The 15,642-nt window shown below is 37.4% G+C and carries 11 protein-coding genes; 6 read left to right on the top strand and 5 right to left on the bottom strand.

Annotated elements, in window-relative coordinates:
* Positions 1-48 precede the first annotated feature (48 nt).
* On the top strand, positions 49-567 hold the full coding sequence (locus AC4MRQ_RS19785) for a DUF4469 domain-containing protein (protein WP_491199444.1): 519 nt from the start codon (positions 49-51) through the stop codon (positions 565-567).
* A gap of 269 nt (positions 568-836) precedes the next feature.
* Here AC4MRQ_RS19785 and AC4MRQ_RS19780 read toward each other — a convergent pair whose 3' ends face one another.
* On the bottom strand, positions 837-1,997 hold the full coding sequence (locus tag AC4MRQ_RS19780; RefSeq protein ID WP_491199443.1) for a helix-turn-helix domain-containing protein: 1,161 nt from the start codon (positions 1,995-1,997) through the stop codon (positions 837-839).
* A gap of 157 nt (positions 1,998-2,154) precedes the next feature.
* Here AC4MRQ_RS19780 and AC4MRQ_RS19775 point away from each other — a divergent pair, with 157 nt between their 5' ends.
* Genes AC4MRQ_RS19775 through AC4MRQ_RS19765 form a run of 3 tightly spaced genes read left to right on the top strand, consistent with a single transcriptional unit; the run spans position 2,155 to position 4,779 of the window.
* Positions 2,155-3,432 carry a hypothetical protein gene (locus AC4MRQ_RS19775; protein ID WP_491199442.1) on the top strand — a complete coding sequence of 426 codons (1,278 nt, stop codon included), beginning with the start codon at positions 2,155-2,157 and terminating at the stop codon, positions 3,430-3,432.
* A 6-nt stretch (positions 3,433-3,438) separates the two neighbouring features.
* Positions 3,439-4,302, top strand: a complete 864-nt coding sequence (locus AC4MRQ_RS19770) for a patatin-like phospholipase family protein (RefSeq protein WP_491199441.1) — start codon at positions 3,439-3,441, stop codon at positions 4,300-4,302.
* 57 nt (positions 4,303-4,359) lie between these two features.
* Positions 4,360-4,779 (top strand): VOC family protein, encoded by a 420-nt coding sequence (locus tag AC4MRQ_RS19765; RefSeq protein WP_491199440.1) that lies wholly within the window; start codon positions 4,360-4,362, stop codon positions 4,777-4,779.
* A 196-nt stretch (positions 4,780-4,975) separates the two neighbouring features.
* Here the strand turns inward: AC4MRQ_RS19765 and AC4MRQ_RS19760 are convergent, their stop codons facing one another.
* Entirely contained in the window at positions 4,976-6,259 is a 1,284-nt protein-coding gene (locus AC4MRQ_RS19760) for a metallophosphoesterase (protein WP_491199439.1), read from the bottom strand.
* Between the two features lie 163 nt (positions 6,260-6,422).
* A complete protein-coding gene (locus tag AC4MRQ_RS19755) occupies positions 6,423-9,392 on the bottom strand; it encodes a hypothetical protein (protein WP_491199438.1) in 2,970 nt (989 codons plus the stop codon).
* 715 nt (positions 9,393-10,107) lie between these two features.
* On the opposite strand from AC4MRQ_RS19755, the gene AC4MRQ_RS19750 reads away from it, so the two are divergent.
* Both AC4MRQ_RS19750 and AC4MRQ_RS19745 read left to right on the top strand, forming a co-directional pair.
* Complete coding sequence (locus AC4MRQ_RS19750) at positions 10,108-10,434, top strand: hypothetical protein (RefSeq protein ID WP_491199437.1); 327 nt, start codon at positions 10,108-10,110, stop codon at positions 10,432-10,434.
* 307 nt (positions 10,435-10,741) lie between these two features.
* Complete coding sequence (locus tag AC4MRQ_RS19745) at positions 10,742-11,791, top strand: nucleoid-associated protein (RefSeq protein ID WP_491199436.1); 1,050 nt, start codon at positions 10,742-10,744, stop codon at positions 11,789-11,791.
* An 84-nt stretch (positions 11,792-11,875) separates the two neighbouring features.
* On the opposite strand, the gene pheT is transcribed toward AC4MRQ_RS19745, so the two are convergent.
* A complete protein-coding gene (gene pheT / locus AC4MRQ_RS19740) occupies positions 11,876-14,329 on the bottom strand; it encodes a phenylalanine--tRNA ligase subunit beta (protein ID WP_491199435.1) in 2,454 nt (817 codons plus the stop codon).
* Between the two features lie 176 nt (positions 14,330-14,505).
* Positions 14,506-15,642, bottom strand: a 1,137-nt coding sequence (locus AC4MRQ_RS19735; RefSeq protein ID WP_491199434.1) for a tetratricopeptide repeat protein, incomplete at its 5' end; no start/stop codon positions are given.

Raw genomic sequence — 15,642 nt, 5'->3', positions numbered from 1 at the left:
TAGCTCCAATGAAAAAGTGGCTTAAAATCTTGTTTTTTATTAGAGTATATTTGTGATGCTGTTAAAAACGGTGATATTGTCTCAACCGAAATGTTCACTGTAAAATCGTCCATCAGCGGTTCCTTTGATGACTTTAACAGCTCCTTTGATAAAAAGAAACATGGCATTAAAATAAATATCACAAGTGGCAAACGCCTTAATGAGGTCACCAGCCAGATGACAACCAGTCGTAAAGAAGCCTATCCAATAATGCCTGTCATTAAAAGCTTTCTTGATATACAAAAGAACATCTTAACAGGTCCCTTATCAGTTAATAGTTTGCTAATAGTAGAAGGCAGGAGACTCAAATTTAATCAAGATGATAAACAACAAGGTGTGTATCTGCAAAGTGAAAGTTCATCTGAATTAATTAAAGCAGGCACCATCGTTGAAAACACCAATGCTCGACTAATACTTCTTATCCCGGAAGTACTGCCGGGTAAATACAGACTGCTGGTTAAGGCAGTATTTCGTAATAGCAAGATGATGCGTACAACCATTAGCAAAGAAACGATTCAGATAATGTAAAATGCTCTTTCGTTACTCATACTGCAATATAGCCTTGCATTATGCTGTCAACTTTAATAGGTATAGTATACATTACTTCACTATCCAATAATACGTCGCTAATTGGCGATAATAATTGTCGTTAACTAACGGTAATACTAGTCGTTAATTGATGTTGATCCTATCGCCAGTTAACGACAATAGAAGTGAAGCATAAGGAAGTAGTGGCAAGCATTCATTAATAAGTGTACAAGGGTAGATAAGGAACTAATATACCAGTTATAAAGGCTTTACTTTCTTTCCTGGGCTTCGCGGTACTCGGTTGGTGTTAGTCCTGTGTGGTTTTTAAAGATTCGGTTGTAACTGGTTTTAGATGCAAAACCACAATCCATAGCTAATGAGAAAATGGTATACTTGTCATTATTAGCGTCATCCAGCTTGTTTTTCAGTGCTTCAACACGGTAATCATTCATGTAATCACAGTAGTATTTCTGTGTTTTTTTCTGAATGATAACAGATATCTCACTTTGTTGTATATCTACACTTTCGGATAAAGCTCTGACAGTGTACTGCCCAAGCAGGTATGGCTTCTCAGCTTTGATAAAGCGTTCGATCAGGTAAAACTTCTCTTCTAAATTGTCTATTTCAATATCGTCTTCGTGCTCAGGCTTCTTAAGTCTTGGCTGATGCGTTGGCTTTGCAGCACTTGTTTTGTCGGCATCCAAAACCAGACTTTCACCTGCAACAGGGGCTACAAACAGGTAAGCGTAGCTATTGCCCATATACAAGAATATCATGATTGAAAAGGATACCATCAGGTTAACCACGGTTAAATCATTACCTAAAAAGTCAAAGTTGAGTCGATAAAGCACTTTATATACCGCTGACAGGCTGAATAATACAAAAGCTCCAATGGTGATATTACTAATCCATGTCGTTCGTAACTGGCTAATCCCTTTCAGTTTGTTGTCTGTCAATTTCATCGATTGAACTTCATACCATCCGCCAAAGATATAGGCACCCAGAATAAAGAACTTTAAAAAGTTCAGTAAGTCAACATAGCGATTGCCTTCATGTATACAACCCGTTCCGTAACAATCCATAACACCAAGTACGGTATTAAAATAAAGTTTTAAACCTAGTAGTACTGCAAACGGAATTACATTAAGAAAGTGTATGTGTTTAATTATGAAATCTTTATTGATAAAACTACGTGCATAAAAGTAGAAAAAGGCACCATGTAATACATGTGTATCACAAATGACAGAAAATAGTAAAAGGTATCGGGAGAAAAGGCCAATAGAATGAAGAAAGAATCCCAAAACTGTTATCGCTAATAGGAAAATCCAGCCCGTAAAAATCTTTTCGGATAATGTTTTATGCTTTTTAGTTATCAGAGAAAAAGAAAAGAATACAATAAGAGCCAAACAGACAATGTAGATATATGACATATGACTTCCCCCTTAGGTTGCAAATTTAATTATCTGCAAAAAAGAATTGTCATAAATGTTAAGAAAAATGAACTGATCCTTGATGATTTAACATTTCGTTAATAAGTCTCCGATTATTTTAATTACTTTAGATCGTTGTTGACTTAACAATTAACTTATGAACAGGAAAGTAATTTTAGTCATCGCGATATTGGTGATGGGTGTGATGGCAGGAAATTGGATATATGGAAATATTCTTGCCAAAAAAATCGAAGAGCGTTTAGAGGAACGTGTAAAGTTACTCTCTGACGATCTGCAACTTCAGATTGATAAAGTGAAGGTGAATCCTTTATTATCCAAATTACAGTTCAAAGGTTTATCTATAACATCACTTGATGGTAATGAGCTGGCCTTTGCAAAGGAGCTGATGTTGGATATGCCTTATAAAGAGGCCATGCGCCTGCTAAAAAGTAAGGAATTTGAAGAACTGAAGTCGCTTAAGTTAAAGTGTAAAGATCTATCGGTTTATATTGAAAGTGCCGAAGATAAGCTTTTGGCCAAAGAATTAATTATCGATTTTGATGGACACCTGACCAAAGAAGATATCGAACAACTTGATACAGCTTTCCCGGATATTGACCAGCAGTTGCGAATTAACGCGACAGAATTAAGTCTGGCTCAAACTCCGTGGATGAATGCTCTTGGATTCACTCCCGAGCAAATTAAGCAATTTAACAAAGTGGATGAACTAAGTATGGATGTATCTTTTAAATCAAACAAGCAAAAGTTTGAGATAAAGGATTTTCATATTTATTCACCCTTGTTGAGCGTGAAGTCGAATGGAAATCTAAGCTATTCCGGAGAAGGTCTTGATAACATGGTAACCTTAAGAACTCAATCATCATTCGACATTCAATTAAATAAAACAGGAATCACATGGGGTGATGCCGAATCGAGTGGTAAATATACACTGGGTAAGCTTCATATGAAGGCTGACGGTGTAGTCAACTATGTTGATGATAAGCCAGTTATTGAATCGCAAACAACGGCTTTTTTGCTTGAAGATCTACTATTAGAATATTCTGGAAAGAAAAAGGCTCAACTAGAGGCAAAAACTGCATTACTGGGATTGAAAATGGATAAGGTTAAGCTTGATAGGTTAGCAATAAACTCAAGTTTGAATGATCAGAAACTGATCATTGATAACTCAGAGATACAATCATCATTATTGGATGCCACCTTAAATGCCAGGGTTGATATTAATGCAATAGCTCCTGCAATTTCGCAAATCAAACATGGTAAATTGGTGGTGAGTAATTTACAGCCCGGTTTGCAAAATGCTTTATCAACATTTGAATTAATGACCGGGCAATCATTGCCACGTGATGGGGAAAGCATTGTGTTAGATATGAGTGGTCCCGTAACACGACCAAATATTAAGGGCTTTCGGTACTAATTAAAGATGTATAATACGAGTAAAACAGCCTTAGTGCTTGAAGGTGGTGGCTTTCGAGGAATGTTTACATCAGGAGTATTAGATGCATTTCTGAAAAATAATCTTCATTTTCCATATGTAATAGGGGTTTCTGCTGGTGCTGCCTATGGAATTTCCTATGTGTCACAACAGTTTGAACGTAATAAAGTAGTTAATCTCAAATATACCTCTGATCCGCGCTATATGAGTTGGCGCAATTTTTTCAGAAAGGGTAATTTGTTTGATTGGGACTTTGTATATGGTGAAATTCCCAATAAACTGGTACCATTTGATTTTGAAAAGTTATTCAGTTCGTCAACAGATTTTGTTATTGGTGTAACTAACGTATACACTGGATGTGCAGAATACTTTTCTACCAACTCAATGGGCAAATCAGAACTTCTGGCAGCAATTACAGCATCGTCTAGTCTGCCTTTTGTATCTAAAATGGCACATTTTAATAATGGTAAATATATGGATGGCGGTTTAGCAGATTCTATTCCTGTTATAAAAGCTCTCGAGAGTGGAAATGAAAGAGCAGTGGTTGTACTTACTCGCAATCAAGGTTACTATAAGGAGGCGCCTAAGTTTCAGTGGTTGATAAAGACAGCTTATGGAAAATATCCGAAGTTGGTAAATGCTGTTTTATCAAGAGCTGAGCGGTATAATGAAACAATGAGGCAGCTTGAAGATCTTGAAAAGGAAGGACGTGTATTTATAATTCGTCCGCAAAAGCTGTTAACTGTTTCCCGTATTGAGAATGATTCGCAAAAGCTGGATGTTCTTTATCAACAAGGATTTGATGAAACCTTCGAACAATTTAACTTATTAAAAACCTGGCTTGGGGAATAATGGCTTTTCGTAGTTAAACTTCCTATCTTTCTGATTCAATCATTAAAACGTAAAGTGATGGCTAAGAAAGTAACAGGTATAGGCGGGATCTTCTTTAAATGTAAAAGTCCTTCCGAGATGCGGGCATGGTACAACGAAAACCTTGGATTAACGACCAACGATTACGGGTCTTTATTTGAATTCAGGGAAGCTGATAAACCAGAGAAAAAAGCATATTTACAGTGGAGCCCGATGGAACAAGAAACAAAGTACTTTGAACCATCAGAGAAACAGTTTATGGTCAATTTCAGAGTGGAAAACATTGAAGCTCTTGTTGATGAACTAAAGCAGGCAGGTGTTACCGTATGCGATGAAATTGAATCATATGAATACGGTAAGTTTGTTCATATTCTTGATCCTGAAAATAATAAGATTGAACTGTGGGAGCCAGTGGATTCAGTTTTTACCCAGATGTATGATGGAGAAACGACTAAATAGGTTTATTAGTTTAGAGTTTAAGGGGTTAGAGTTGATGAGTTTATTAGAGTTGAATTGTATAGAGCTTAGAGCTTTGAAAGAAACCTGATTGTTGTCGCAACAAATTACCAAATCAACGTACGGATAGACTTTCAACTTCTCAACTCTTCAACTTGTCAAATCAACAGTTCGACAAATTAACGATTCAACAATAAAATTACATCGGCTCATTACCAACGGTACCGCGTGTTAATTCAATGATGGTAATTTCGGGTGGCATACCAATCCGGGCTGGCATTCCAAGGTAACCCAATCCACGATTAACGTACAGATACTGATTTCCTTCATTATACAATCCGGCCCATCGACGGAATTTATATTTGGCAGGACTCCATTGGAAATTCTTAAACTCAATACCAAATTGCATACCGTGTGTATGACCAGCCAAAGTTAAGTCGTGATCAAATTGTTTGGTGACCTCTGCATCCCAATGGTCAGGATCATGTGTTAGCAGGAGTTTGAAAGGTATTTCTTCGGTACCCTTAGTTGCCTTTTTTAAATCTCCATATTGCGGAAATGGTGCATGTCCCCAATTTTCAACACCTGTAAGAGCCAGTTTATCACCATTCGATTCAAGTATCTGCGATTGGTTATTCAGCAAGTTAAAACCCAGACGCCTATGAGCCAATTTAATATTATTCAAATTCGCTTTTTTCTCTGCTTTAGAGTTCCACTTAGAGTAATCGCCATAATCGTGATTACCGAGTATAGAGAACTTCCCGATACGGGCTTTTAACTTTGAAAATACTTTTTCCCATCCAATGGTTTCTTCGTAGAAGTTATTGACTAAATCACCAGTGAAGCAGATTAAATCTGGATATTCATCATTGATAAGAGAAACTGCTTCCTCCATCTCTTCATAGTTGGAATTGAGACTTCCGAGGTGTAAATCTGATATTTGCACAATTTTCAAACCATCAAAGGCTTCCGGCAGGTTGGGGAACGAGAGTTTTGTGTAGCGCTTGTTAAAATTAAAGCGCCCCTTCATTACGCCAAAAAGTAACGATACAAAGGGTAAAGATGCCATGACAATGCCAACCTGACTCAGGAATTTCTTTCTTGAGATAGTCGGATAACGGCCTTCGTTCATCTTTTTGATCTTACCATTGCTCGCAAACTTGTTTTTTACTTTAATGATCCGATGGGTAATTGTATAACCCAGATAGTAAAAGAGTTTCGGCATGTAGATCAATAGATACGAGGTAAGGAACCATTGGAAAAACACATAGATATAGGCACTTTCCGTTGATTTAATACCTGCAAAAATGCTCGAAAAACCAATAATAAAAAACGTAGGAATGCTATAGAACCAAAACGTGCCCAATGGAAAAGCAAAGTGTCCAATGCTCTTCTTGTTGTTATGAATTAAGCGGTGTAATAAAAAATCGATTAGTATCGTAAAAATGATAAACCCCACAAATGCTCCCAAACTGTACTTCATCCGCAATCTTTTCGTTACTAATAAGTCGCTCTTCTGGTCCTTGGTGAATTATTACGCAAGAATAACTTAAAGGTTTTAATCCACAATGGATTGTATACATCTTTTAAGATTTTTTAAAAGATGTATGAGTCTTTAATTAACAGGCTGTTGTTGATAGTCTTGTTTATTTTCCAACAATAATTCCGGATATTCCTGTTGATAACAGAAACTCATGGTAATGCTCTTTTGTGTCAGGTAGATAAGCATAACGGTAACCGGCGCTGATTGGAAATACAAATCTGAATGGATGAAATTCACCCATAACTTCAGCTCCCAATGATTTTACATTGAATCGTTGATTGGTCCATATTCCGGTTTCTGAATGTTGAAGTTTTTGAGTAATATGAGAATAATCGAAAAATAAATTGCTGGTAATACGCTTAAGATACAATACACCAGGAATATTAAGATCCGGGTTCATAAGCGGCATCATATAATCAGCTTTAAAAGTGTACAACTCATCATTATAAATTGTATTGATACCGCGAGGAAATCGCACATAATCGCTGTACATCCTGAAACTGTTGTATTCTCCTCCATTACTGTAGAGGTCACCTTTTTCTTTGGTTTGCCAGTCATTATCAACTCGGAGCGCATGATGGCGACCAATGCCGGGAAAATAGAGTCGTGTATGTACTCCAAAGATACTTCCATAGTCCCATCCGTTAAAAGGTGTGTGGCGATAACTCATATCAATAACCTGTCCAAAACGGCTGGAAACATCTCGTAATGATGCACGGTGCAGGTTATAGGCAAACAGGTTATAATCCACCGATTGAATATCAATGCCATCAACAGTGATGGTGCTTTTCTCCCCTTCAACAATTTGATCGTCAATAACGCTGATAATGGTTTTCTCATACTGGTAGTCCTCCGAATGTTGGTAGCTGAGACCTACAGACGGTTGTATGCGCCTTGAATATTTGCCTCTCGTTAGATTTAAAGGAAGTTTTATATCAAATTCCACACTAAGGTGTTGAGGTTTAGCATTCATGTATATATGAAAGGTGTCCGTTTCACCAATAAAATAACCATCAAGTTTATGCTTTTCGTTACCGGTTTTAACTTCCAGATCAAACACAGGCCACCATGCCCGATAAGAGAGGTTGAAGTTAAATTTCTCTCGAGAGTACTGCTGATCAGCGTTAAAACCAACTGAAGTGAAGGTTGTTCCCAAGAGGTTTTGTGACATAAAACTGACTCCAGTATTGATATTAGCATCATTTACATCGACATAAGCAGGAGCCCAGCTATGAAAGTTAAATAAATTCCATTTGGAGTACTTCTTTGACACATATTGTTTATCAGGTAGATTAGTTAATTGTGGTAAACCTTTTTCCTCTTCCTGTAAACGTTTGATGTAGGATTCATTTGGTAATTCTGTAAAGTTGTATGGAGTTGGGTGCAAATTATCCAAACCAACCGATGTTACCAAATAACCATCTGAAGTATAATCCTGATAATAAACATCCCCATTATCGGATATAGTGGCGTAGGCAGCGCCAAATTTTGATTCGCTCAATTTTTCAATGTTGCCACCATTAGCCGGAATACGATAAATGTTCTCAACTCCACTATAGGAACCTGTATAGTATATATGATCCTTATGAAACTTGGGAAAACGTATCTCGGTAAAGCTTGGTTTACTTATATCCCGCCAATCTTCTGTTTTAGGATTCAACAAAGAGATCTTCTTTCCCTCGGGTGTCAGCAATATCATCACTAGCGTATTACCTTCATTATTCCACGAAGGAGTGAATGGGTAATGGTTGTCAGGAATAGTTATTTCCTTAATCAATTCACCACTTTTTGCATTAAGCAGATGGATGCTATGCACGTTGGTATATGAAGTGTGTGTCACTGCAATTGTTTTTCCATCGGGTGATAGGGAAGGAGCTTTATAACGGCTATTGGATGTCAGCTTTTTTTGCCTGCCTGATTTAATGTCGTATGTTCTGATAACCGAAAACATTTGGTTTTCCCATCTGGGGTGTTGTTCTAATTCGGTCCAGACTAAAATCTGGTTGCTATATGAGAATGGTTCACGATTTCGGATACCACATGTTAGTAGCTTTTTTTCTTCACCAGTTGCTATATTGATCAATGCAAAATGATTGACTTCGCCGGGGCCATTAACTTCAACGATAATTGATGTATTATCTGCAGGAGTGGGATACAGGTAGTTCTTGTATTTAATATCTCGTTTAACAATGTAATTAACAGGAGTTAATGAGACCGAATCCAATTGTTTCTGCCATCTGTTTTGCCAATCACCAAATACTTCGTTATAGAGTGGAACCTTGTTTTTACCTGTTGTTTCTTTAATACCACGGTTGAAAGGCGTAATCGACCAGGGTTTTTGAGCGGCTTCATCAAGTGCTCTGTTCCAAACATCAGCACCATAATCATATCGGGCTCCGGCAGTCAATAAATAGCCCATATGGTAATGGTTGGGTACGTAATCTTTATAAGAGCCAAAATATGCTTTGTCATAATTGTAAATTTCTTTCTCCAGCACCTGCGCTCTGATTTCCTGCTCAAATGCCGGTCGTCTGCCACGACCGGACGGTGAAAGGGTTGTTTCGGTTAACGTGGCATCACCTTCCAAAAACCAGAGTGGGGCATAAAGGCCAAGAACAGCACCTATGGCCTGTTGGCCAAAGGGGTAAGTAAGAACTTTTGTAAATCCCTGGTTGAGTTTATCTATTTGCACCACATGCCTGAATTCGTGAATGGCTAATTGCTGCAGCCAATCCTGGGCGAACATATCCTGATGAGGTGTCGGATAAATTTCCATACGTTTGGGCGCCCACGAAACAAAACCATTGGAATAAGCTGAACGCGAGTGTATCAGTACATCAATAGGTTTTGGTGTATGATCTAAAGAATAACCACCATATTGATAGAGTGAATCCAACATAGCGATGAAACGTTTAGCTTCTCCTTCAAACTCTTCAGGATAAACCACCTTAAACATATCAGAATTGATCTGCCGCCATTTTATATTAGCCGGATCAGCACCAGAGCTATAATATTGAGCATTAAGGATTAATGATGTCAGAAGAAATATAATTGAAATAAAGGTGTGTCGCATGTTATAATCTTTGCAGATAAAAGTAAAAAGAAATAATTAATGCTTAAGAATCGCAGGTTTTCTTTTTCCCGCTAATTACGCAGATTGCGGTAGATTTTAACACTCGTCGTCCGACTAACGGGAATAAATCAATTTAGTCGGGCGACGAGTGTTGCAATGAGATTGACCAGATATATCCGGTGAAATTGGCATCTCGCTTATACTCATCGGATAAGTAACGAAACTATATCTGAGTTCTTCAAGGTAATCATCCAGCAAAAAAATGGTGAATTTACACCTTCAATCAGGTTATCCAGATATATAAAGAGCGCTTTGAAGATGTCAGATACGTTTTTTTGTTTCAACATGGTCATATTGAAACCTTCAAAGATGTTGTTCAGATTTAGAAAGGATACATTGAACTTGTCAGGTATGGTTTCTTGTTTCAAAAAATGCACATTGACGTCGTCAATTGGTTAATTCAGATTCAAAATGGATACTTTGAGTATGTCAGGTATGTTTTTCTGATATTTAAGGAGCGCATTGCTGCCATCAATCGGGCAATCAGATTAAAAAAAATCGTTTAATTAACTGTTTCATCACTATCCAGGTTTAATTAAAGAAGGATTTATCTATTTAGAATGAAGATAAATTGCTTTAATTGTTTTAATTGGCCTTTACAACCTTGTTTCGTTATCGTAATTTGTTTGATACCTAAACTAAAAGGAGGTTTACCATGTCACAAGTCAATTTCACATTTACCGTTATGTTAGACGAAAATGAATTCATCAAGGTTGATGATCATTTGTACACCACGCGCTGCTCCCTTCAGCGTGAAGAGCCTAAAATTCATATGATTGAAAATTGTTGTCTTGATGTATTAAAACAGTTTGAAGGTAAGTTAACGCAACCAATGGTTGAGGAGTGGTTATTACTCTCAAAAGCCCTTGATCAGTCATGTAGTTTCGAAAGTAAATGGGACGATAAAAAGATTTTGCAGGAGCTTATTACCGGGGCTGAACATCCGGTATCATGGTATGCTAAGAATTGTCGTCTTAGCTGAAATTAATTCTTCAGAAATGTTGCAGCTGCGATAATTGAGTTATTGCAGCTTTTTTATGTAACAGGACGATTGCATTTAACGATTATAACCACCTCCCCACTTCGTGGTACTCCTCCTTTATAATGAGGAGACTACTACAAAAACTTCCCCTCCTGAGTTTTAGGAGGGGTGCCGATAGGCGGGGTGGTATATTTTATTTTTAAATGCAATTGCCATGTATGTATAACCCAAATAACAGATTTACTTCGAAAAAGTATTATTTTCGTGAGTCCATTAAATGGATTAACGACATTAAATTAAAGAGGAGATGATTGATTTTACACAAACGACAATTCAAAACATTGTAGTTCATCATATTGGTTGCAGGGCTGAGGGCGAAGAAATTCGATTCTCAAAGGCTGAGCTTCAGTTACACGATGATGAGATGGTGATTGAGGTGCTAAAACAATACTTCTTTAAGCCATTTAAAACGGAAGCCTATTTTAACTTTCACCATGAAGATGGCATTGGGCAAAACCTGATGTATGGTATGGTTAGTCAAATATTTGATAATTCTGTATCCTTTTACGACAATTCAATAGCTATTGCCAATCACCTGTATGAACAGTCCAATCACCCGAAAATTAAGGGCGGAGAGTTTTACATGGTGTTGTTTAATAATTGTGTGGTGGATGGTGAAATTGTCGATGCTTTAGGTATTTTCAAGTCAGAGAATAAAGATACTTTCCTGAAGGTCATGCTTAGGGATAACAACTTTGAACTTGGAGCTCAGGAAGGGATTAATATTAAAAAGCTGGATAAAGGCTGCCTGATATTTAATACAGAAAAAGATCTGGGGTATAAGATCTGTTCGGTTGATAATATCAACAAGGGAAATGAAGCTCATTTTTGGAAAGATGATTTTCTTGGTTTAAAACCGCGCGAGGATAATTACTATTTTACCAATAATTACCTTCAGATGTGTAAAGGATTTGTTGGTGAGGTGTTTAACGAAGAAAATGATGTAGAGCGACCAGATCAGGTTGACATGCTGAATCGTTCAATGGATTATTTTAGTAAGCACGGAGCATTTGACGAGAAGGAGTTTGAAAAAGAAGTCATTCGTCAGCCTGAGGTAGTGGATGCTTTCCAGGATTATAAACGCTTTTTTGAGGAAGAGAAAGCAATGCCACTACAGGATAGCTTTGATATTTCGAAGGATGCAGTTAAGTCGGAAAAGAAGCACTTTAAGTCAGTGCTGAAATTGGATAAAAACTTTCATGTGTATGTGCATGGTAAACGGCAGTATTTAGAGAAGGGGTTTGATAGCCAGAGAGGACTTAAGTTTTATAAGCTGTATTTTGAATACGAGGAGTAATTAGGAATATTATCAGATAATTAGATGTAAAAAAATGGCAGATGTAATTTTACACCTGCCATTTTTGTTTTTGATAACTTATTTTTATTTCCTGATCAAAGCACCTAGTTCTCTTTCGTAGTTGCTCATCATCTTCTTCATGATCTTATCAATCTGCTTGTCGTTAAGCGTTTTAGTTTCATCCTGAAGGATAAAACTTACAGCATACGACTTTTTATTATCACCCAGTTTTTTGTCTTCAAACACATCAAACAATGAAACACGCTTTAATAGTTTCTTCTCAGTTTTCTGGGCAATCTGTTTAACCCGTTCAAATTTAACATCTTTATCCAGTACAAGAGCTAAGTCTCGTTTCACTTCAGGGAACTTCGATATTTCACTGTAAGTAACCGTTTTTTTGCTGCTTTTCTTCAGGATCACATCCCATTTTATTTCTGCGAAATAAACCGGTGTATCAATGTCGAAAGTCTTTAATAGTTTAGAATTAACTAATCCAAAATCAATAACTGACTTGTCTCCTTGCGAAAGGCTGAGCCCTTCGGCCAATAGATCTGACTGTGTTTCTTCCTCCTTGAAATCGTTAAACGATAAACCAAGGCGAAGCAGAATATTTTCGATATTATTCTTTAGATCGAAGAAGCTTAGTTTCTGTTCCGCAGTATTCCAGTTAACGGTTGACTTATTACCAACCAAGAATATAGTCAATCGCTGTTCTTCGGTGTAGTTATCTAAATCGCTTTTGTCACCACCAGCTTTAAAGTGATAACTGTTACCAAATTCGAACAATTTAAGATCGTTGTTACGACGATTCACATTGTGGCTGATCGACTCTAATCCACCAAAAAGCAATGTCTGACGCATACCGTTCAAATCATTACTTAAAGGGTTGGCCAATTCCACTACATCATGACGGGGATAGCTTTCCAGAGTTTCGTAATAAGCAGCTTTGGTCAGAGAGTTACACATGATCTCACTGAAACCTTGAGAAGTCAACTGGTTGGCAACAATATTCTTTGATTTATGATCGTCAGGCTTCTGTGAATAAACAATGGTGCTGTTCACTGAAGCTGGCATCTCAATATTGTTATATCCGTAAATACGCAAGATTTCTTCAATGATATCTGCTTCACGCTGCACATCTACACGGTATGGAGGCACAGAAAGCTTTAAGCCTTCCTCTGTTTCATTCGTGATTTCAATATCCAATGCAGTCAGGATATTTTTGATGGTGTCTTTCGATAAATCTTTACCAATCAGACGAGTTATATTGCGATAGGTCACATCCACTTCAAAGTTCAGAATTGGCTTAGGATAAATGTCAACAACCTCACTTGAAATGCTTCCACCAGCTACTTCTTTAATTAGCAGAGCAGCGCGCTTAAGCGCATAAACCGTCATGTTAGGATCAACACCACGCTCAAAACGGAAGCTGGCATCGGTACTAAGTGTATGACGCTTGGCTGTTTTGCGAACCCATACTGGATTAAAATAAGCACTCTCTAAAAATATCTTGGTGGTTTTTTCACTTACACCGCTTTTGATACCGCCAAACACACCTGCTATACACATGCCTGTTTCAGCGTTACAAATCATCAAATCTTTGTCTGATAATTCTCTTTCTTCTTCATCTAAAGTTTGGAATAAGCTACCGTCAGGCATGGTTTTAACAATCACTTCGTCGCCTGTAATTTCGTCCCCGTCAAAAGCATGCAATGGCTGACCTAATTCGTGTAACACAAAGTTGGTCACATCTACCACATTGTTAATTGGATTCAGACCAATGGCTTTCAAATGGTTTTGTAACCATTCTGGTGATTCTTTAATGGTCACATCGCTAATGGTTACACCACAGTATCGAGGACAAGCCTCAGTATTTTCAACACTAACCTTTACCGGATAGTTGGTGTTTTCAACTTTAAAATCTTCTACCGATGGCAATGATAATGCAACATTATCCTGATGTTGTTTCAGGTAAGCAGCTAAATCGCGTGCCACACCATAGTGAGACGAACCATCCACACGGTTTGGTGTCAAATCAATCTCGATAGCCAAATCACTTTCTACCTTGAAGTAATCTTTGGCCAAAGTACCAACCTTTACATCGGCAGGTAATACCATTATACCATCGTGGCTTGTGCCCAAACCGATTTCATCTTCGGCACAAATCATACCCATGGATTGCTCACCCCTGATCTTAGACTTTTTAATGGTAAAGCTTTCGTCACCACTGTATAAAACGGTTCCTACAGTAGCAACTACCACCTTTTGACCAGCCGTCACATTAGGCGCTCCACAAACAATTGGTAAAGCTTCCTCGTTACCAACATTGACAGTAGTCACACTTAACTTATCAGCATTTGGATGCTTGTCACATGTTAAAACTTCACCAATCACCAGTCCTTCTAAACCACCCTTAATGGATTGCACTTCTTCCAGACCTCCCACTTCAAGTCCTATGTCAGTCAGTATCTCCGATACTTTTTCGGGTGCTAAATCAATATTAAGGTAGTTCTTTAGCCAGTTGTATGAAATATTCATTCGTCTAAAATCATTATAAGTTGAACATCAGGTCCATACCTATGGTAGTGGACTATATCTTTCAAAAAGAGCAAACAAAAGTAAGTATTTAGATTTCGAATAACGAAAAAATGATCTTTGATTTTAGCTATTAGCGATGTAAGATGATAATTTGACGAATGTATGTCTTAGCATATTTAATATACCCTCAGTTCAAAGTTTTTGAATATCTTGGGTTCTACAAATACATATTCAAGAGTCCCTTTGCTCAAATTACAATCTTCACCTCTGATAACTACCAATATATTCTTTTCATTCTCGTAGAGGTAAATAAAATCAATTTCCTGGTCGACAAAGAACTTGTAATTGCTTTTAATGTGTTGCTTAATTTCCTGTCTGGTAAAATTGCCACGCGGAGGTGTTCCGTTGGACGTGTCGGGTTCACCATTCTCATTTACCTGATATTTCTTGTAGTAATAGTAGATATTGGTGGCCAATAAGTCAATTTCGTGGGGTGTAATTAATTGAAAATATAGTTGAGGTTTTGAGTATTGTTCAATAAAAACCTTTATTTCACTACCGAAATGGTAGTTTTTACAGAACATATAAGCCGAATCGGCATGTTGAGAAGCCTTATCGTATTCTTTTTCATCCAAAAGGATATAGGCCTGGAGCATTTGGGCACTGGCATTCCTTGATTCCAGATTGCGTAATAATATAGCATCAGCTTTTGCCTCCTCATTTTTTCTTAAATTAAAATTTAACCAGGCACGTTGTTGGATATAAGAGATATTGCCAGCGCTTAAATCGATAGCTGCACTAAAATGTTCGAGGGCTTTAAGGCTATCCTGGCGATATAAGAGTAATTGACCCAGTTGTGATTGAAGATAAGCATTGTCTGGTTGTTCATTAGCTGACTTTATGAGCAGAGTATAAGCGTCGTCCATTTTGCCTTGTAATGACGCCTGTTTAGCTTTATTGTAATAATCAAAAGCTATGTCATTATTGATACTGGCTTCTTCCTGCAAGCTGGTTAGCATCATACGAAAACCAGAAACAGGCGGACTTTGATTGATCGCGTTCACAATATTGACTCCAGCCGACAAATAAATTGGAATAAACAACAGAGCGATAACCTGAGATATTGTGTTAATGTTAGAAACAATCTCAAGTTGCTTATTCATTCTTTTATGTAAGTACTTTAATAGTATGAGCAATGAAATCAAAGCAAATACTAACGCCAATGTAATACCTCCCGAAAAGTAATCGAGGTCGATAATATAAAAGGTCAAAATGCCATACGATGCCAGTAAAAGGGAGCTAAATCGATCCTG

The organism is Carboxylicivirga sp., from assembly GCF_982718395.1.
The sequence above is the reverse complement of the archived record's forward strand: the minus strand, read 5'-3'. Positions and strand labels throughout refer to the sequence as shown.

Bases quoted from the DNA above. Each gene is read 5' to 3' on its own strand.
- AC4MRQ_RS19755 (WP_491199438.1), bottom strand. From the start codon at position 9,392: ATGCGACACACCTTTATTTCAATTATATTTCTTCTGACATCATTAATC.
- pheT (WP_491199435.1), bottom strand. From the start codon at position 14,329: ATGAATATTTCATACAACTGGCTAAAGAACTACCTTAATATTGATTTA.
- AC4MRQ_RS19750 (WP_491199437.1), top strand. From the start codon at position 10,108: ATGTCACAAGTCAATTTCACATTTACCGTTATGTTAGACGAAAATGAA.
- AC4MRQ_RS19760 (WP_491199439.1), bottom strand. From the start codon at position 6,259: ATGAAGTACAGTTTGGGAGCATTTGTGGGGTTTATCATTTTTACGATA.
- AC4MRQ_RS19765 (WP_491199440.1), top strand. From the start codon at position 4,360: ATGGCTAAGAAAGTAACAGGTATAGGCGGGATCTTCTTTAAATGTAAA.
- AC4MRQ_RS19775 (WP_491199442.1), top strand. From the start codon at position 2,155: ATGAACAGGAAAGTAATTTTAGTCATCGCGATATTGGTGATGGGTGTG.
- AC4MRQ_RS19780 (WP_491199443.1), bottom strand. From the start codon at position 1,997: ATGTCATATATCTACATTGTCTGTTTGGCTCTTATTGTATTCTTTTCT.
- AC4MRQ_RS19770 (WP_491199441.1), top strand. From the start codon at position 3,439: ATGTATAATACGAGTAAAACAGCCTTAGTGCTTGAAGGTGGTGGCTTT.
- AC4MRQ_RS19745 (WP_491199436.1), top strand. From the start codon at position 10,742: ATGATTGATTTTACACAAACGACAATTCAAAACATTGTAGTTCATCAT.